The organism is Variovorax paradoxus (assembly GCF_009755665.1).
GTDB lineage: Bacteria > Pseudomonadota > Gammaproteobacteria > Burkholderiales > Burkholderiaceae_C > Variovorax > Variovorax paradoxus_G.
This window is the reverse complement of the sequence record NZ_CP046622.1, coordinates 130,035-147,225: the sequence shown is the minus strand read 5'-3', so window position 1 is coordinate 147,225 and position 17,191 is coordinate 130,035. Positions and strand designations below refer to the sequence as shown.

Genomic DNA, 17,191 nt, shown 5'->3' with positions numbered 1-17,191 from the left:
TGTTACGCCACTTTATCTTTCTGATGTTTATCATTCACAACACTGATGGACGTCAACTTTCGCACACTCGACCTCAACCTCCTGCGCGTCTTCGACGAGGTCATGGCGGAGCGCAACCTGACCCGGGCGGCGCGCAACCTCTCGATCACCCAGCCCGCGGTGAGCAATGCGCTGCGCCGCCTGCGCGACGTGCTTGGCGACGAACTGGTGAACCGGGCCGGGGCAGGCGTGGAGCCCACGCCGCGTGCGCTGGCGCTCTGGCCCACCGTGCGGGAGGCGCTGCGGCAGCTGCAGCACACCCTGGCGCCGGGCGAGTTCGATGCCGCCACCGCGGACACCACCTTCCTCTTGGCCATGGCCGATGCCACTGCCGCCGAGCTCATTCCCGGGCTGGTGCAAATCGTGGAGAAGGAAGCGCCCGCTATCTCGCTACGCGTTCTGCCGCTTACGACTCGTGATCCACGGCGCATGCTCGAGCAGGAAGAAGTCGACATGGCGATCGGCTACTTTCCGGCCGTGATCGCCAGCCTGGCGGCGCGCGGGCAATCGGGCGTCGGGGTGGCGTTCGAAACCCAGCGGCTCTACCTGGGCCAGTATGTGTGCGTGATGCGCCGCGGCCATCCGCTGGCGGATGCACCCCTTACGCTCGATGATTACTGCGCCGCGCGGCACCTCTTGGTGAGCTTTTCGGGCCGGCCATATGGCTTTATCGACCAGACGCTCGGCGCCCTGGGACGGGAGCGGCGCATCGTCGTGACCGTGAACCAGTTTTTCACGGCGGGGCGCGTCGTCGCCAATTCAGACCTGCTCACGGTGCTGCCGCGGCATTTTGTGACCGTGACAGGCATCGACGACCAGCTGGTGCTGCGCGACCTGCCCTTCGACCAGCCGATGGTGCACGTCGACGCCATCTGGCACCGGCGCGCACAGCACCTGCATTCGCACGAATGGCTGCGCACCGCGCTGTTGCGCTCCGCCGCGGCGGCTTTTGCGGATTCGATCCTCGGGCAGAAGGTGCCCGGATGACCCCCGCGGGTTTTTTAGCGAATGACGGAGAGCCAGGCGCTGGCTGCAACACGCAGTTCCTGCGCCTGGTGGGCGTCGAGGCCGGCACGGGCATCGGCGCTTTCCATCAGCGCGGCGGCGTGACTGACCGAGGCGCTGCCATTGGAAGAACGGAAGAAACGGGCCACTTGGGCAATGAGGCTGAACATGACAGTGCGCTGCTCTTGGCTGCGCTGGAGTGGTTGATGTTCCAAGAATAGGGGTTATCCCTAATATTGAAAGCCCCACTTCATGCGCTTTATGCATGGGCTCATTCCCAAAGGCCTGCCCTAGACTGAGCACGATGAAGCTGCAACTGCTCTCCGACCTGCACCTGGAGTCCCACCCCCGTTTCCAAGCCGAGCCGGTGCCCGGCGCAGACATGCTGGTGTTGGCAGGCGACATCGGCTCGTACCAGGAAGGCTCCCGCCTGACGGAAACCGACTTCGGCCTTGGCCGCTTTTCGCCCCGCAACGGCTGGCCCGTGCCCGTGATCTACGTGCCCGGCAACCACGAGTACGACAACACCGATTTCGACGCGACCCACGAGCGCCTGCGCGCCCTCTGCGCGGAACTCGACATCCTGTGGCTGGAGCGCGAGACGGCCGTCATCGGCGGCATCCGCTTCATCGGCACCACGCTCTGGGCCGACTTCGATGCGCTGGTGGAACCCACCGACGGCCTTGCGGACGCACTCAAGAAGCGCGGCAAGGCGATGCGTGCCGCCGACTTCTACCTGGAAAAGGCCGCCACGGTGCGCAGCGGCCAGCCGTTCATGGCCGGTGCGATGCGCGAGCAGGCGCTGCTGTGCCAAACCTGGCTCGAACAGGCGCTGGCCGAGCCTTTCGACGGCACCACGGTGGCCATCACGCATTTCGCGCCGAGCCTTGCCAGCGCCGACCCGCGCTACGGCCTCACGCCCGGCACTGCGGGCTTCTGCAATTCGCTCGATGCGCTGCTTCCCCGCGCCCAGCTGTGGCTGCACGGCCATCTGCACTGCCCGTTCGACTATGTGAAGGACGGCTGCCGGGTGGTCGCCAACCCGCTCGGCTACAAGGGCAAGGGCGAACAGGAAGGTTTTCGGCCCGACCTGCTGATCGAAGTGGGCTGAGCACGGGCTACAGCAGCTCTTCGCCGACGATTGGCAGCAGCAGCCAGTTCTTGAAGCGCAACCAGAGAAACTCGCCGGGCTCATCCTCGTGGACGATGTCGCCCCCGGCATCGTCGTATTCCAGCCATTGCACCCGGCGGCCATTGGGGCCGAGCCGCAGCCGGTAGCCCAGGCTCACGCGCCCGCCGCTCAGGAGCTTTTCGTAGTCGGCCACGAGGTCGGGGCTGTCGATCACGAGCCCCATCTCGGTATTGACCGCCGCGGAACGGTGGTCGAGGTTCATCGAGCCGATGAAAAAGCGCTGGTCGTCGATCACCGCGATCTTGGCGTGCAGGCGGCTGATCGACTGGCCAAAATTGCCGAAGTGCGCCGAACGTGCGCTGAGCATCGGCGCAATCTCATAGATGTTGACACCGATCTTGAGCATGTCGGCGCGGTAGCGTTCGTAGCCCGCATAGGCCAGCGGCTCGTCGGTGGCGCCCAGCGAGTTTGTCACCACGGTGATCTTTCCGCCGCGATCGATGGCCGCCTTCATCATGGCCATGCCGCGCGGGCCGGGAATGAAGTACGGCGACGCGATCTTGACCTCGCGCCGGCCTGAATTGATGACGCCCAGCGCACCCTCGTTCACGCTGCCCGCATAGGCCGCCACAGACGCGCGCGTGATCTTCGCGGGGTCGTCCACGAACAGCGTGAACGGTGCCCAGCGCAGATCGACCTTGCCAGTGGTGAGCTGCTCGCCCACCGGCGACCTGTTCATCACGTCGCGCTGGCGAATCGGCACGTCGGGCTGGGCCTTGGCGGCAATGGCATCGAAGCGCTTCTGCGCCTCGTCCACTGTCATGCGCAGCGGCGCAATGCGCTCGATGGGCCACGCATGCTCGCTGTTCCAGTAGCGGTCGAAGCCCTCGGACATCTGGCGCACCACCGGCCCGCTGGAGAGCACGTCCATGTCGATGAAGTTTGCCGCCGTGCCGCGCATGAAGTATTCGTTGGCAATGTTGCGCCCGCCCGAAACGGCGAAGCTGTTGTCGGCCACCAGCAGCTTGTTGTGCATGCGGTGGTTGATGCGGCCGAAGTCCGCAATCGAGAGCAGGAGCCGCAGCGCGAGCGAGCCGGCCCGCGATGGCAGCGGGTTGAACAGCCGCACCTCCACGTTCGGAAAAGCCGACAGCGTGCCGAACACCTCGTCTTCGCCCGACGTGTAGAGGTCGTCCACCAGGAGGCGCACCCGGACGCCGCGCGACGCCGCGTCGCGCAACTCGCGCAGCAGCAGCAGGCCGACGTCGTCGTTCTGGATCAGGTAGTACTGCACGTCGAGCGACTTCTCGGCGTGCCGCGCCAGCGAAATGCGGGCGTCGAAGGCGAAGGCCGCTTCCGGCAGCAGCCGAAAGCCCGACTGCGGCGCCGCCTCGGGGGCGCCCGCCCGCACCAATTGGCCGAGCGCGGTGCCGGCCACGTCGGTGATGGCCGCGGTCGGCGTGCGCGGCTGCGGCGGCGGCAGGCCCGCGCAACCCACCAGCCACGCCGAAGCCACCGCAACCCACACCAGGGCCGCGAGCCGGCGGATCAGCAAAGTGGCTGTCATGGACCGCACTGTAGCCCGCGGCGAGCACCAGCGGAGCCCTATGATCGACGCCACAAAAAAGGGAAAGAACGCGCGTGCTCAACGGCTTGTGGCTGGGTTTCTTCGGAATGGCGATGCTGGCAGCGCTCGGGCGCTGGCTCGTGGGCGGCGACCCGGCCGTTTTTGCGGCCATCGTCGAAAGCCTGTTCGCCATGGCGCGGCTCGCGGTCGAGGTGATGGTGCTGCTGTTCGGCACGCTCACGCTGTGGCTCGGCTTCTTGCGCATTGCGGAGGCGGCGGGGCTGGTGGGCTGGCTGGCGCGCCTGCTGGGGCCGTTGTTCCGCAGGCTGATGCCGGGCGTGCCCGCGGGCCATCCGGCGCTGGGGCTCATCACCATGAACTTCGCGGCCAACGCGCTCGGGTTGGACAACGCAGCCACGCCCATCGGCCTCAAGGCCATGCGCGAGCTGCAGCGGCTGAACCCCGACCCGGTCACAGCCACCAACGCGCAGATCCTGTTTTTGGTGCTCAACGCATCGTCGCTCACGCTGCTGCCGGTGACCATCTTCATGTACCGCGCGCAGCAGGGCGCGGGCGATCCGACGATGGTGTTTCTGCCCATCTTGCTGGCCACCAGCGCATCGACGCTGGTGGGCCTGCTCTCGGTGGCCGTGGCGCAGCGCCTGCGGCTGTGGGACCCGGTGGTGCTGGCCTACCTGGTGCCGGGCGCGCTGCTGCTCGGCGGCTTCATGGCGCTGTTGGGCACCCTGTCGGCGGCAGCCATTTCTTCGCTCTCGTCGCTCATGGGCAACCTCGCGCTGTTCGGCATCATCATCGTCTTCTTGCTGGCCGGGGCCATTCGCCGCATCAAGGTCTATGAATGCTTTGTCGAAGGCGCAAAGGAAGGCTTCGACATTGCGAAGAACCTGCTGCCCTACCTCGTCGCAATGCTGTGCGCCGTGGGCGTGCTGCGCGCCTCGGGCGCACTCGACTTCGTGCTTGGCGGGCTGCGCTGGCTGGTCGACATGGGCGGCTGGGATTCGCGTTTTGTCGACGCCATGCCCACCGCGCTGGTCAAGCCCTTCTCGGGCAGCGCGGCGCGCGCGATGCTGATCGAAACCATGAAGACACAAGGCGTCGACAGCTTCCCCGCGCTCGTGGCCGCCACCATCCAGGGCAGCACCGAGACCACCTTCTACGTGCTGGCCGTGTACTTCGGCGCCGTGGGCATCCAGCGGGCGCGCCATGCCGTGGCCTGTGCGCTTGTGGCCGAGCTGGCGGGCGTGGTGGCGGCCGTCTCGGTCTGCTACTGGTTCTTCGGCTGAGCAGCATTGCGAGGGTGCTGCCGGTTTAAGCTCGCAGGCCTATGAAGAAAACCTCCGCGTCAAGGTCGCCCGCCGAATCGTCCGCCAATCCGGCGGCATCCGGCGCAGGTGCGCCGGTAGAGGGCACCGAGGCCAAGCGTTCGACCTACCACCACGGCAACCTGCGCGATGCACTGGTGATGCGCGGCATCGAGATCCTCGATGCGCAGGGCCTTGCCGCGCTGAGCCTGCGCCAGGCGGCGCGCGACGTCGGCGTGTCGCAGACGGCGCCGCTGCACCACTTCGAGGGCAAGTCGGGCTACCTCGCGGCCATTGCCGCGCAGGGCTTCCGCATGATGTTCGACCAGCGCATCCGCGCCCTGCGCAGCCTGCACGATCCGCGCGAACGGCTGCTCAGCGTGATGCTCGCCCATCTGCAGTTCTCGATCGAGCGGCCCGCGCTGTTCCAGGTGATGTACGGCCCGGCCATTCCGCAGAAGCTGCAGTTCCCCGACCTGGAGCAGGCCGCCACGCGCTCCTATGGCATTCTGGAAACCTGCGTGGGCGACTACCTGAGCCACCGCAACGTGCCGCTCGCCCGCGTGCGGCCGGCGGCGCTGGCCGCGTGGACGGCCTGCCATGGCCTGGCCACCGTGATGGTCGACCGCCAGAACGCATGGGACATCGTCGGCAAGGACCCGATGAAGATCGGCCACGACGTGTTCTCGATCTTCATCGCGGGGCTGGACTACCAGCCCGCGGCAGCCTAGCCCGGAGCTACCTCGAACAGGCCGGCGGCGCCCATGCCGCCCCCGACGCACATCGTCACCACCACGTACTTCACGCCGCGGCGTCGCCCTTCGTGCAGCGCGTGGCCGGCCATGCGGGCGCCCGACATTCCGAAGGGATGGCCGATAGCGATGGCGCCGCCGTTCACGTTCATGCGGTCGACCGGAATGCCGAGCCGGTCGGCGCAATGGAGCACCTGCACCGCGAAGGCTTCGTTGAGTTCCCAGAGCCCGATGTCGTCCACGGCAAGGCCCGCCTGCCGCAGCAGCCTGGGCACGGCAAAGACCGGGCCGATGCCCATTTCGTCGGGTGCGCAGCCGGCTACCGCGAAGCCGCGGAAGCAGCCCAGCACCGCAATCCCGCGCCGCGACGCCAGATCGGCGTCCATCACCACGCAGGCGGCCGCGCCGTCCGACAGCTGGCTGGCGTTGCCCGCGGTCACGGTGCCGTTCGCGAGCACCGGCTTCAACCCGGCCAGCGTTGCGGCGCTGGTGCCGGCGCGCGGGCCTTCGTCGCGCGCCAGCGTGGCGGCCTCGTCGCGCGCGGAGCCATCGCGCTCGTGGCGTCGCGCGGCGGTGTGGATCGGCACGATCTCGGCGTTGAAGCGGCCCGCCGCTTCTGCCTCTGCCTGGCGCTGCTGGCTCAGCGCCGCATACGCGTCCTGCCGCTCGCGCGAGATGCCGTAGCGCCGCTGCACCACCTCGGCGGTTTCGAGCATCGGCATGTAGACCTGCGGCGCATGCGCGGCCAGCCAGGGCTCTTCGCGCATGAACTGGTTGGTGTGCTCGCGCACGCAGCTGACCGATTCAGTCCCGCCGGCCACCGCCACCTGCAGGCTGCCCGCGCGCACCGCCTGCGCGGCGATGGCGATACTCTGCAGGCCCGACGAACAGTAGCGGTTGACCGTCATGCCCGGCACGCTCTCGGGCAGCCCGGCGGCAAGGGCCGAGATGCGCCCGACGTTGAAGCCGTTGGCGCCTTCGGGAAAGGCGCAGCCGAGGATCACGTCTTCCACCTCGTCGGCGGGAATGCCGGCACGCGCCACCGCATGCCGCACCACGTGGGCGCCGAGCGTGGCGCCATGCGTCAGGTTGAGCGTGCCGCGAAAGGCCTTGCCGATCGGCGTGCGGGCATAGGAAACGATGGCGGCATCACGCATGCTGGGGTTCCGGAAGATCGAAGGGGAATGCAGAAGGCGCCGCTCGGCTTGTGGGCGACGCGCCGCGGTGCAGCGCAAAGGCCTGCAATGCCTGCATGGCTTCGGCCTCGCCGGCAAACACCGCAAAGCCGGCCCGGGCGAAGGCCGCCCGTACATGCGCATGCGGGCTGTAGACCGCCAGCGGCTTGGCCGCGCCATCCACCACCGCCCGGCATTCGCGCACGAAGCGCGCGAGGTCGTAGCTTGGCCCGCCCACCGCCAGCAAGCCCAGGGCGGCGGCGTCCACGGCCGCGTCCTGCAGCACCACCTGCATCACCGCGCCGAGCAATGCCGGTTCGGCCAGCAGCATCGCCGTCAGGTCGACCGGATTGCGGTTGAGCGAAAAATTGGGCAGCAGCTCGGCCAGGCGCTGCTCCGCGTCCGCCGACAGCCGCGCCAGCGGCAGCCCGCGGGCCTGCGCCTCGTCGGCCGCCAGCACGCACGACGCACCGGAGTTGCTGACGACCGCGAGCCGCGGCACCCCGCCCGCGCCGCCGGCACCGGGCGCCGGCCCGAGGTACAGCGGCACCGCGCCGACCAATTCGACAAGGCCGCCCACGGTGCGGCAGCCGTGCGACTCGAACATGACGTCGAGCCCGGCACCGGCCGCCCCGGCCGAGCCCGTATGCAGGTCGGCCGAACGCCTGCCGTGTGCCGAACGCCCGGAGCGCACCGCCAGCACCGCCACGCCGCGCTGGCGCGCCGCTTCGAGCGCCGCGGCCATGCGCACCGGGTCGGGCACATGTTCGACATAGAGCAGCACCAGCCGCACGCCAGGCTGACGCGCCAGTGCATCGACCAGGTCGGCCGTGTCGACATCGGCCTCGTTGCCGGTGGCGGCCACGCAGCGCACGCCCCAGCCCGCTTCGCGCAGCAGCGCATAGGCGGAGACACCGAAGGCGCCGCTTTGCGAGACGATGGCCACCGGCCCGTCGAGCGGCGCATGGTCGCTGTAGATCGATGCGAAGGAGAGCACCGCACCGCTGTCGAAGCTCGCGACACCGATGCTGTTGGGCCCCACCAGGCGCACACCGCCGGCCCGGGCGATGCCGGCCAGGGCTTCCTGCCGGGCGCGGCCCTCGGCGCCGACCTCCGCATAGCCCGAGGCGAACAGCAACGCATGTCCCACGCCCAGCCGCGCGCACTCGGCAAGCTGCTGCTCCGCCTGGTCGGCACCGATGCAAAGCACCACCGCATCGGGCACCTCGGGCAGCTGATCGAGCGCCGCGTAGGCCTGCAGGCCCTGCACCTCGCCGGCGCGCGGATGAACCGGATAGATGCGGCCGCCGAAACCTTGTTCCAGCAGGTAGCGGATCGGGCGGCCGCCGACCTTGTGCGGGTTGTCGGACGCGCCGACCACCGCCACCGAACGAGGCGCCAGCAGCCGGTCGAGCGAGGGCCGCACCCGCGCCGGCACGGCTTGCGCCAGCGCCTTCAGCTGCGCCTTGAGCAGCTTGCCGGTGGGACTGGCGGGCAGCTGCGCCATCACGTGCACTTCGGCCGGCACCTTGTAGGGCGCCAGGCGTTCGCGCAAAAAGGCGCAGAGCCGCGCGGCGTCGATGCTGCGGCCCTGCAGCGGCTCGACGAAGGCGACGATCTCCTCGTCGCCCGGCACGCTGCGCCCGACCACCGCGCACTGCGCCACTTCCGCGAAGGCCGCGATCGCCTTCTCCACCTCGGCCGGGTACACGTTGAAGCCGCCGCGGATGATCATCTCCTTGCTGCGGCCCACGATGGAAAGGTCGCCGGCCGGCCCGAAGACGCCGATGTCGCCGGTGTGCAACCAGCCCTCGACATCGACCGCAGTGCGCGTTTGCGCCGGATCGCGAAAGTAGCCTTTCATCACGTTGGGCCCGCGGATCAGTACCTCGCCCCGCTCGCCGCGTGCGACCGGCCGTCCGTCTGCATCTGCGAGCACCACCTCCACGCCCGGAATCGGCCAGCCGGCGGTCACGTCCGCGGGCGGCGGATGGCCGAAGGTGCGGGTTGCCGCCGGTGCCGACTCGGTCAGGCCGTAGCCGTGGTGCAGCGGCAGGCCGAGCAGCGCCTCGGTCTGCGCCTTGCGCGTGGCGTCGACCAGCGAGCCGCCGATATAGGCCATGCGCAGCCGGTTGGGGGTCAACGGGCGGCCCTGCTGCTGCGACCATTCGTGCAGCCGCGCGTACATCGCGGGCACGCCCTGGAACACCGTCACCTGTCCACTGGTGATCGCCTCGGCCAGCAGCCCGGCCGAGAAGCGGCCCACCAGGCGCAGCGTGGCTCCCGCGCGCAGCCCGCACAGCAGCGCGGAGATCAGCCCGAACGAATGCGAGATCGGCAGCGCGTGGAAGATCACGTCGTCCGGCAGCAGCACCTGCTGCACCATCGAGGCACGGGTGACGAAGTCAAGGTTGCCGTGGGTCAGCATCACGCCCTTGGGCAGGCCGGTGCTGCCCGAGGTGTAGATCATCAGGGCGACGTCGCCAGACGCATCTTCGGCCGCCGTGCCCGGGCCTTCGCAGCGCTGCAGGCGCCCTCCCGGCGCGCAGGCGAGCACGCCGGCGGCACCACGGCGTCCGGCGTGGGCCAGCGCGTCGCCCGATGCGCCGGCCGCAAAGTACACGAGCCGGGGCTCGCAGTGCGCGCAGATCGCATCGATCTCGCCGCCCGACATGCGGGCATTGAGCGGCACCGCCCAGCCGCCGGCGCGAATGGCGCCGAGCAGCACCACCACCATGTCTTCGCTGTTCTCGCCTACCAGCACCATGCGCTGACCCGGCGCGAGGCCGGCCTCGGTAAGCGCAGCCGCCGCTTCTTCGATGCGCGCGGCCAGCTGCCCGTACGACAGCGCGCGCCCGTCCTCCAGCACCAGCGCGGCGTGATTGCTGCGGCCCGCTGCAACCACCTCGTCGACGATCCGGTCGATCCTCATGAATCGCCCCGGGGCGCGGCATCCGGCCCAGCCGCTTCGCGCAGTGCCCGGTCGCGTGCGTCCTGCCCCCGTATCGCCTCCCGCATGCCGCGCCAAGCCTCGTCGTCCAGGTCGGCCAGTTCGGTGAAGGACGCGCCGTTCTGCCGATGGCCCGCGCCGTCGATCGCAATGGTCTCGCCCGTGATCCACTCGACGCCATCGGCCATCAGGAACACTGCCAGGTTCTGCAGCTCGGGCATGCGGCCCAGCCGGTTCATCGGGTTGCGCACCGCGCCGTCTTCCCAGGCCGCCTTGGGGCTGAGGCGGCTGTTCGCGCCCTCGGTCGGAAAGATGCCCGGTGCGATGGCGTTCAGCCGGATGCCGTAGCGGCCCCACTCGATGGCGAGCGACTTGGTCATCACGTCCACACCGGCCTTGCTCATGGCCGACGGAACCACGAAGGGCGCGCCGGTGCGCACCCAGGTCACGACGATGGAGATCACCGAGCCCTTGTGGCCGGTGGCGATCCAGCGCCGCCCGACGTGGTGGGTGACGTAGTAAGTGCCGTGCAGCACGATGTTGGCCACGGCGTCGAAGCCGCGCGGCGACACGTCCTGCGTGCGGCTGACGAAGTTGCCGGCCGCGTTGTTGACCAACCCGTCGAGCGGGCCGTGCTCGGTCCAGATGCGCTCGACCATGGCATCGACGGCATCGGCATGGCGGATGTCCACCGCATGCGCGCGCACCACGCCGCCGTGGCGCTCGGTGAGTTCGGCGGCGGTGGCGTCGAGCATCGGCTGGCGGCGGCCGCAGATATGGACCTCGGCGCCCAATTGCAGGTAGCGCTCGGCGATCTCGCGGCCGAGGCCCGAGCCGCCGCCGGTCACGAGGATGCGCTTGCCGCGCAAAAGATTGGCTTCGAACATAAGCTGGGTTCCGATGAGGTGCGGGACTATTCGAGGACGATGTGCTTGGCGCGGATCAGCGGCGCCCAGCGCTCACGCTCGCGGCCGATGTAGGTGTTGAACTCGGCCGCCGTGAGCGCCGGCGGCACCACCAGCCCGAGCGCCTCGAACTGGTCGCGGAAGCTGCGGTCGGCCACCGCGTGTCCCGCAGAGGCGTTCAGGCGGCTCACCACGTCAGCCGGCGCGTTGCGGGGCAGCATGAGGCCGAACCAGGTGGTGACCTCGTAGTCGGGATAACCGCTTTCCGCGACCGTCGGCACCTCCGGCAGGGCCGGCAGCCGTTCGCGGGTGGTAACCGCCAGCGGACGCAGCTTGCCGCCGCGCACCAGGCCCATGGCACTGCCCGTGGAGTCGGCAAAGAACTGGATATCGCCGGCCATCAATGCGGCCTGGGCCGGTGCGCTGCCGTTGTAGGGCACATGCACCAGCGAAACACCGGTGGCGCTTTGCAGCAGTTCGACGGCCAGGTGCAACGAACTGCCGGTGCCCGTGGATGCGTAGTTGAGCTTGCCCGGGTTCGCCTTCGCGTCGGCGACCAGGTCGCGCAGCGTGCGGTGCGGCGAGCTGTTGCCGACCAGCATCACCATTGGCGTGACCGCGATACGAGCTACGGGCTGCAGCTCCTTCTCGGGGTTGTAAGACAGCTTGGGATAGAGCAGCGGGTTGAGCACCGCAGTGGCGCCGGTGGCAAACAGCACCGTGTAGCCGTCAGGCTCGGCGGAGGCCACCAGTCGTGCGCCCAGCGCGGTGTTGGCGCCCGGCTTGTTGTCCACGATCACGGGCTGGCCCAGGTCCTTGCGCATGCGCTCGGCCAACGCCCGAGCCAGCACATCGCTGATGCCCCCGGGGGTGTAGGGCACAACCAGCCGAATTGGCCGGTCCGGGTAGGCGGCGGCGGCCGCAGCGGCGGCGCTGAAGAGCGCAAGCATGGCAAACGGCGCCCACTGCCGCAGGAACCGAGAGAGTTGTCGTCCGAGCATGTCGTCTCCTTTTTCTGGCTCGCCACCGGGCGGTGGCAGGGCGCAATTTAATCTTATCAGTGTTAAGTTAATAAGAAAACATAAGAGCTTTCCCTATACGTTTCTGTCCGTACAGCATCGGGCTCATCGGAATATGAATCTGATCGTCAACAAGATCAGCGGCACCCGGAAGCGCCGTTCGGCGGTCCTCGCGGCCTTCGGCCAGAATAGAGCGGCGTCATCCTGCGCACTCTCTGGCTTTTTCGTGAACGCTCCCGCCCAGGCGCAACCGCCTTCCTTCTCGACCGAAGAATTCCGCAGCGCGCTCGGCATGTTTGCCACGGGCGTGACCATCGTCACCGCGCGTTCGGCCGACGGCGTGCTGGTCGGCCTCACGGCGAACTCGTTCAACTCGGTGTCGCTTGCGCCGCCGCTGGTGCTGTGGAGCCTGGCGCGCGCCGCGGGCTCGATGCCGGCGCTCAGCACCGGCTCGCACTACGCCATCAACATCCTGGCGGCCAACCAGAAGGAATTGGCCGAGCGCTTCGCCACCAAGAACATCGACCGCTGGGCCGACGTGGCCTTTACCGAAGGCCTTGGCGGTGCGCCGGTGCTGGCAGGTGCGGCGGCCAGCTTCGAGTGCTTCAACCGCAGCCGCTACGACGAAGGCGACCACGTGATCTTCGTCGGCGAAGTGGAGCGCTGCACGCACAACGCGGGCGCCTCGCCGCTGCTGTTCCACGGCGGGCGCTTCTACACCGAGCATCCGCTCTGACCCGACGAATGATCCAGCGCAAGACCCACCTCGACTCCCTCGCCATTGGCCTTCTCATCGCATGCTGCGCGTTCTGGGGGCTGCAGCAGATTCTCATCAAGACCACCGTTACCGAAGTGCCGCCGCTCTGGCAGGCCTCCATCCGCATGGCGGGTGCCGTGGCGCTGCTGTGGCTCTGGTGCGTATCGCGGCGGGTGCCGCTTTTCGAGCGGGACGGCACGCTGCCCGGGGGCCTCCTGGTGGGGCTGCTGTTCGCGGGCGAGTTCGCCTGCATCTACCTGGGCCTGCAGCACACCTCGGCCTCGCGGCTCACGGTGTTCCTGTACACCGCGCCGTTCTGGGTGTCGCTGCTGCTGCCGCGCTGGGTGCCGGCCGAACGCCTGCGGGGCTTGCAATGGCTGGGCCTCGTCATCGCGTTCGCAGCCGTGGTGTTCGCGTTCAGCGAGGGCTTCGGGCACTCGAGCTCCAACCAGTTGCTGGGCGATGCGATGGGGCTCGTGGGCGGCATGCTCTGGGGCCTGACCACGCTGGCGCTGCGCACCACGCGGCTTGCCACCGCGAGCGCCGAGAAGGCCTTGTTCTATCAAGTCGGCGTGACCGCGGCGGTGTGCCCGGTGATCTCGCTGGTGCTGGGTGAAAAGTGGGGCTTCTCGTACTCGGCCTGGGCGTGGACCTCGATCGGCCTGCAGACCGTGATCGGCGCATTCGCGAGCTATCTCACCTGGATGTGGCTGCTGCGGCACTATCCCGCCACGCAGATGTCGTCGTTCAGCTTTCTGACGCCGCTGTTCGCGCTGGTGTTCGGCGTGGTGCTGCTCAGCGAGCCGCTCACGCTGCAGCTCATGCTGGCGCTGGCGGGTGTCGCCCTGGGCATCGTGCTGGTCAACCGGCGAAAGGCGCGGCCATGAAGGGCTCAGACTTCCAGCCGGTGCTCGACGACATCGTCGCCACGCTGCGGCCATTGCTGGGCACGGCCGGCACGGTGGCCAGCTACATTCCGGCGCTGGCGTGCGTCGATGCGCGCCAGCTCGGCATTGCACTGCGCACCTGCCAGGGCGCCGAGGCCTATGCGGGCGATGCCGAAACTCCGTTCTCGATCCAGAGCGTGTCCAAGCTCTTCACGCTCACGCTCGCCATGCAGCGCATGGGCGACGCGCTGTGGGAGCGCATCGGACGCGAGCCCTCGGGCAACCCCTTCAACTCGCTGGTGCAGCTGGAAAACGAGCACGGCAAGCCGCGCAATCCGTTCATCAATGCGGGCGCCATTGCAGTGGCCGACCGCCTGGTGAGCCAGGCGCTTGCCGCCGGCGGCAGCGCCAAGGCCGACATTCTTGCGTTGATGGGCAACCTGTGCGGGGAGCCGATTGCATTCGACGACGAGGTGGCGCGCTCCGAGGCAGCCACGGGCTTTCGCAACATCGCGCTGGCCAACTTCATGAAGAGCTTCGGCAAGATCGACAACGACGTGGCCGATGTGCTGGACACCTACTTTCATCAGTGCGCGCTGCGGATGAACTGCCGCCAGCTCGCACGGGCGGCGGCGTTCCTGTGCCGCGACGGCGCGCATCCGATCGACGGCCAGGCCGATGTAACCGGCGAGCGGCAGGCGCGGCGCATCAATTCGCTGATGCTCACCTGCGGAACCTACGACGCCGCTGGCGACGTGGCGTTCTCGATCGGCCTGCCCTGCAAGAGCGGCGTGGGCGGAGGCATCGTGGCCGTGGTGCCCGACCGGCTCACGCTGTGCGTCTGGTCTCCTGCGCTGGACGCCACGGGCAACTCGCTGCTCGGCATGAAGGCGCTGGAGCTCTTCGTCGCGCGCACCGGGCTGTCGGTCTTCTGAGCGCCCGTTCGCTGGCGCGCAGGCGAAAATGGGCCGCGCACGAATCCACGCCCTCACAAGCATCCGAATGACCGAAGCCACAGATTCCACCGACTCCGACGACACCCTCCCCCTTCAGGAAGCCCGCCTCTGGCGCGACGGCCAGTGGACCGCCCGCGTGATCAAGAACGAGGAAGACGACGGCTGGGCCGTCGAGATGACCCGCCACGGCGACCCGGAACCTGCGCTGGTCGGCCCGTGGACCATGGGCCGCGACAAGAAGAACCCCAAGCCGCTCGACGGGCCCGCCTTCTCCACGCTGGTGAAGACCGCCGCCGAAGTCATTCGCCGCCATGAGCAGCAGCTCCACGCCACGCTCAACAAGAGCGTGACCGTCACCGCCCGCAACGACCAGCGCGTGCGCGTGTCGCTCGCCATCGTGCCCGACGAAGACAGCCCCTCCGCCACGCTCACCGCGCACGACGATGTGGACGACACCGAGCTTGCCAGCGTCAACGTCTCGCCCGCCTTCAGGCTCACCATCTCAAGCGCCACGGCCTGGATCGAATCGGACTACGCACGCCCGCGCTGAAGGCCGCCGCAATCAGCGAAATGACGTATGGGCAGCCCCCGCTGAGTTGAGAACAATCGGCTTCGACGACACCCACCGCCGCACCGCAAAAAAGCCCGAGCCGGATGAACACCGGGCCGGGCTTTTTTTCTTGTTTCTCAACCATCCTTCAGGAGCAGCGTCATGCGACATGGTGATATTTCGAGCAGCAGCGATTGCGTGGGCGTCGCGGTCGTCAACTACAAGATGCCCCGCCTGCACACCAAGGCCGAGGTGCTGGACAACGCCCGCAAGATCGGCGAAATGCTGGTCGGCATGAAGAAGGGGCTGCCGGGCATGGACCTGGTGATCTTTCCCGAATATTCCACGCACGGGATCATGTACGACGCGAAGGAGATGTACGACACCGCCGCCACCGTGCCCGGGGAAGAGACCGCCATCTTTGCCGACGCCTGCCGGCGCGCCAACGTGTGGGGCGTGTTCTCGCTGACCGGCGAGCGCCATGAGCAGCATCCGGACAAGGCGCCCTACAACACGCTGATCCTCATGAACAACCAGGGAGAGATCGTCCAGAAGTACCGCAAGATCATGCCGTGGGTGCCCATCGAGGGCTGGTACCCGGGCGACCGCACCTACGTGAGCGACGGCCCCAAGGGCATGAAGATCAGCCTCATCGTCTGCGACGATGGCAACTACCCCGAGATCTGGCGCGACTGCACCATGCGCGGCGCCGAGCTCGTCATTCGCTGCCAGGGCTACATGTACCCGGCCAAGGAGCAGCAGATCCTTGTGTCCAAGGCCATGGCCTTCATGAACAACACCTACGTGGCGGTGGCCAACGCGGCGGGGTTCGACGGCGTGTACTCGTACTTCGGCCACTCGGCCATCATCGGCTTCGACGGCCGCACGCTCGGCGAATGCGGCGAGGAAGAAATGGGCATCAACTACGCCGAGCTGTCCATGGGGCTGATCCGCGACGCGCGCAAGAACGGCCAGTCGCAGAACCACCTGTTCAAGCTCATGCACCGCGGCTACACCGGCGTCATCAATTCGGGCGACGGCGACAAGGGCGTGGCCGAATGCCCGTTCGACTTCTACAAGCAGTGGATCGAAGACCCCGAAGCGGCGCGCAAGCAGGTGGAGTCGTTCACGCGCAGCACCATCGGCACCGCCGAATGCCCGATCGAAGGCCTTCCGAACGAAGCCACGCGCAGCTGAAATCAGAGCTGGCGAAACTCCGTCAGCACCTTCAACACGCTCAGCGTGGCGCCGTCGAGCGTGGCGCGCTGGCGGTGTGCAATGCCGAGCCGGCGCGTGAGCCTGGGCGTGACCGGCAGGATCTGCATGCGCTCGTTCAGCGCCGCGTCGGTGGTTTGCTGCAGCGGCAACAGCGCGGCGCCATAGCCGGCCGCCACCAGGCTGCGGATGGCCGCGTCGTAGTTCAACTCGATGCGCGCGCGCGGCGCGAAGCCCGCCGCCGCAAACCACTCCATGGTGAGCCGGTACATGTGCGTGGTGGCCTCGTTGAAGATCAGCGGCTGCGCCGCCAGCCATGCGGGCGAGACGCGCTTGGGCGCCTTCCAGCGCTGCGGCACGAAGGCCATCATGGGCTGGTCCCGCCATGGCGTCACGACCAGCTCGCGCAGCGGCGGCTGCGGTACCGCCACCAAGCCAATATCGAGCGTGCCCGCTGCCAGCCGGGACATTGCGTCGTTCGAGCCGAGGATGCTCACCTCCACGTCGATACCCGAATGCCCCACGCCCAATGCCTCGAGCACCTGCGGCAGCAGGTCGACCACCACGCCCGTGGACGTGCCCAGGCGGACGCGGCCGGTGCGGCCCTCGGCCTGGCGCTTGACGGCTTCGATGGCATCGTCGGTATCGCGCAGCAGCTTGCGGCCGCGCTCGACCAATGCCGCGCCAGCCGCGGTGGGCGTGACGCGGCGGTTGCCGCGCACCACCAGAGACGTGCCCAGCCGCGATTCGAGTTCGCTGATGTGCAGGCTTACCGTGGGCTGCGCAAGATGCAGCGCACTGGCCGCCGCAGAGAAAGTGCCAAGGTCCGCAATCGCGATGAGCGTGCGAAGCTGGTCGAGGTTGAGTTGTCGCATCAGGAATGCTGATTGGAAGTGTCAGAAATCTCAACTTCCACAATAGCATGCCTCGCCGCAAGATCAGTGCTCCCAACAAGGAGCC

Annotated in this window: 16 protein-coding genes; 9 read left to right on the top strand and 7 right to left on the bottom strand. The window is 68.2% G+C overall.

The window, feature by feature from the left end; genetic code table 11:
* Positions 1-45: 45 nt before the first annotated feature.
* The gene (locus GOQ09_RS00715; RefSeq protein ID WP_157611247.1) at positions 46-1,026 is read left to right on the top strand and encodes a LysR family transcriptional regulator; all 981 of its coding nucleotides are present in this window, start codon (positions 46-48) and stop codon (positions 1,024-1,026) included.
* Positions 1,027-1,040: 14 nt separating this feature from the next.
* Here GOQ09_RS00715 and GOQ09_RS26060 read toward each other — a convergent pair whose 3' ends face one another.
* Positions 1,041-1,214: a hypothetical protein gene (locus GOQ09_RS26060; RefSeq protein ID WP_165442055.1), complete on the bottom strand. Its 174-nt coding sequence runs from the start codon at positions 1,212-1,214 to the stop codon at positions 1,041-1,043.
* Positions 1,215-1,348: 134 nt separating this feature from the next.
* Between GOQ09_RS26060 and GOQ09_RS00710 the strand changes: the two genes are divergently transcribed.
* Positions 1,349-2,155, top strand: coding sequence for a metallophosphoesterase (locus tag GOQ09_RS00710; protein ID WP_157611246.1), 807 nt, complete (start codon positions 1,349-1,351; stop codon positions 2,153-2,155).
* 7 nt (positions 2,156-2,162) lie between these two features.
* Here the strand turns inward: GOQ09_RS00710 and GOQ09_RS00705 are convergent, their stop codons facing one another.
* Positions 2,163-3,743, bottom strand: a complete 1,581-nt coding sequence (locus tag GOQ09_RS00705; protein ID WP_157611245.1) for a phospholipase D family protein — start codon at positions 3,741-3,743, stop codon at positions 2,163-2,165.
* Positions 3,744-3,817: 74 nt separating this feature from the next.
* On the opposite strand from GOQ09_RS00705, the gene GOQ09_RS00700 reads away from it, so the two are divergent.
* Together GOQ09_RS00700 and GOQ09_RS00695 are read left to right on the top strand one after the other, a co-directional pair.
* The gene (locus tag GOQ09_RS00700; RefSeq protein ID WP_157611244.1) at positions 3,818-5,047 is read left to right on the top strand and encodes a nucleoside recognition domain-containing protein; all 1,230 of its coding nucleotides are present in this window, start codon (positions 3,818-3,820) and stop codon (positions 5,045-5,047) included.
* 41 nt (positions 5,048-5,088) lie between these two features.
* A complete protein-coding gene (locus tag GOQ09_RS00695) occupies positions 5,089-5,796 on the top strand; it encodes a TetR/AcrR family transcriptional regulator (RefSeq protein ID WP_157611243.1) in 708 nt (235 codons plus the stop codon).
* Here the strand turns inward: GOQ09_RS00695 and GOQ09_RS00690 are convergent.
* Genes GOQ09_RS00690 through GOQ09_RS00675 form a run of 4 tightly spaced genes read right to left on the bottom strand, consistent with a single transcriptional unit; the run spans position 5,793 to position 11,848 of the window.
* Positions 5,793-6,974 (bottom strand): acetyl-CoA C-acyltransferase, encoded by a 1,182-nt coding sequence (locus tag GOQ09_RS00690; protein ID WP_157611242.1) that lies wholly within the window; start codon positions 6,972-6,974, stop codon positions 5,793-5,795. The genes GOQ09_RS00695 and GOQ09_RS00690 overlap by 4 nt on opposite strands.
* On the bottom strand, positions 6,967-9,924 hold the full coding sequence (locus GOQ09_RS00685) for an AMP-binding protein (protein WP_157611241.1): 2,958 nt from the start codon (positions 9,922-9,924) through the stop codon (positions 6,967-6,969). Before GOQ09_RS00685 ends, GOQ09_RS00690 begins: the two co-directional genes overlap by 8 nt.
* Positions 9,921-10,829 carry an SDR family oxidoreductase gene (locus GOQ09_RS00680; RefSeq protein ID WP_157611240.1) on the bottom strand — a complete coding sequence of 303 codons (909 nt, stop codon included), beginning with the start codon at positions 10,827-10,829 and terminating at the stop codon, positions 9,921-9,923. Before GOQ09_RS00680 ends, GOQ09_RS00685 begins: the two co-directional genes overlap by 4 nt.
* A 26-nt stretch (positions 10,830-10,855) precedes the next feature.
* Positions 10,856-11,848: a Bug family tripartite tricarboxylate transporter substrate binding protein gene (locus GOQ09_RS00675; protein ID WP_157611239.1), complete on the bottom strand. Its 993-nt coding sequence runs from the start codon at positions 11,846-11,848 to the stop codon at positions 10,856-10,858.
* 310 nt (positions 11,849-12,158) lie between these two features.
* On the opposite strand from GOQ09_RS00675, the gene GOQ09_RS00670 reads away from it, so the two are divergent.
* The 5 genes from GOQ09_RS00670 to GOQ09_RS00650 all read left to right on the top strand — a co-directional run bounded on the left by GOQ09_RS00670 (position 12,159) and on the right by GOQ09_RS00650 (position 16,213).
* Entirely contained in the window at positions 12,159-12,602 is a 444-nt protein-coding gene (locus tag GOQ09_RS00670; protein WP_274708910.1) for a flavin reductase family protein, read from the top strand.
* 8 nt (positions 12,603-12,610) lie between these two features.
* Complete coding sequence (locus GOQ09_RS00665; protein ID WP_157611237.1) at positions 12,611-13,510, top strand: DMT family transporter; 900 nt, start codon at positions 12,611-12,613, stop codon at positions 13,508-13,510.
* Entirely contained in the window at positions 13,507-14,445 is a 939-nt protein-coding gene (locus GOQ09_RS00660; RefSeq protein ID WP_157611236.1) for a glutaminase, read from the top strand. Before GOQ09_RS00665 ends, GOQ09_RS00660 begins: the two co-directional genes overlap by 4 nt.
* A 67-nt stretch (positions 14,446-14,512) precedes the next feature.
* Positions 14,513-15,016, top strand: a complete 504-nt coding sequence (locus GOQ09_RS00655) for a hypothetical protein (RefSeq protein ID WP_157611235.1) — start codon at positions 14,513-14,515, stop codon at positions 15,014-15,016.
* A 162-nt stretch (positions 15,017-15,178) separates the two neighbouring features.
* Positions 15,179-16,213: an aliphatic amidase gene (locus tag GOQ09_RS00650; protein ID WP_157611234.1), complete on the top strand. Its 1,035-nt coding sequence runs from the start codon at positions 15,179-15,181 to the stop codon at positions 16,211-16,213.
* Between the two features lie 2 nt (positions 16,214-16,215).
* Here GOQ09_RS00650 and GOQ09_RS00645 read toward each other — a convergent pair whose 3' ends face one another.
* Positions 16,216-17,106, bottom strand: a complete 891-nt coding sequence (locus GOQ09_RS00645; RefSeq protein WP_157611233.1) for a LysR family transcriptional regulator — start codon at positions 17,104-17,106, stop codon at positions 16,216-16,218.
* Positions 17,107-17,191: the final 85 nt, after the last annotated feature.

Bases quoted from the DNA above. Each gene is read 5' to 3' on its own strand.
- GOQ09_RS00685 (WP_157611241.1), bottom strand. From the start codon at position 9,924: ATGAGGATCGACCGGATCGTCGACGAGGTGGTTGCAGCGGGCCGCAGC.
- GOQ09_RS00655 (WP_157611235.1), top strand. From the start codon at position 14,513: ATGACCGAAGCCACAGATTCCACCGACTCCGACGACACCCTCCCCCTT.
- GOQ09_RS00695 (WP_157611243.1), top strand. From the start codon at position 5,089: ATGAAGAAAACCTCCGCGTCAAGGTCGCCCGCCGAATCGTCCGCCAAT.
- GOQ09_RS00690 (WP_157611242.1), bottom strand. From the start codon at position 6,974: ATGCGTGATGCCGCCATCGTTTCCTATGCCCGCACGCCGATCGGCAAG.
- GOQ09_RS00670 (WP_274708910.1), top strand. From the start codon at position 12,159: ATGTTTGCCACGGGCGTGACCATCGTCACCGCGCGTTCGGCCGACGGC.
- GOQ09_RS00705 (WP_157611245.1), bottom strand. From the start codon at position 3,743: ATGACAGCCACTTTGCTGATCCGCCGGCTCGCGGCCCTGGTGTGGGTT.
- GOQ09_RS00680 (WP_157611240.1), bottom strand. From the start codon at position 10,829: ATGTTCGAAGCCAATCTTTTGCGCGGCAAGCGCATCCTCGTGACCGGC.
- GOQ09_RS00660 (WP_157611236.1), top strand. From the start codon at position 13,507: ATGAAGGGCTCAGACTTCCAGCCGGTGCTCGACGACATCGTCGCCACG.
- GOQ09_RS00645 (WP_157611233.1), bottom strand. From the start codon at position 17,106: ATGCGACAACTCAACCTCGACCAGCTTCGCACGCTCATCGCGATTGCG.
- GOQ09_RS00710 (WP_157611246.1), top strand. From the start codon at position 1,349: ATGAAGCTGCAACTGCTCTCCGACCTGCACCTGGAGTCCCACCCCCGT.
- GOQ09_RS26060 (WP_165442055.1), bottom strand. From the start codon at position 1,214: ATGTTCAGCCTCATTGCCCAAGTGGCCCGTTTCTTCCGTTCTTCCAAT.
- GOQ09_RS00675 (WP_157611239.1), bottom strand. From the start codon at position 11,848: ATGCTCGGACGACAACTCTCTCGGTTCCTGCGGCAGTGGGCGCCGTTT.
- GOQ09_RS00715 (WP_157611247.1), top strand. From the start codon at position 46: ATGGACGTCAACTTTCGCACACTCGACCTCAACCTCCTGCGCGTCTTC.
- GOQ09_RS00665 (WP_157611237.1), top strand. From the start codon at position 12,611: ATGATCCAGCGCAAGACCCACCTCGACTCCCTCGCCATTGGCCTTCTC.
- GOQ09_RS00650 (WP_157611234.1), top strand. From the start codon at position 15,179: ATGCGACATGGTGATATTTCGAGCAGCAGCGATTGCGTGGGCGTCGCG.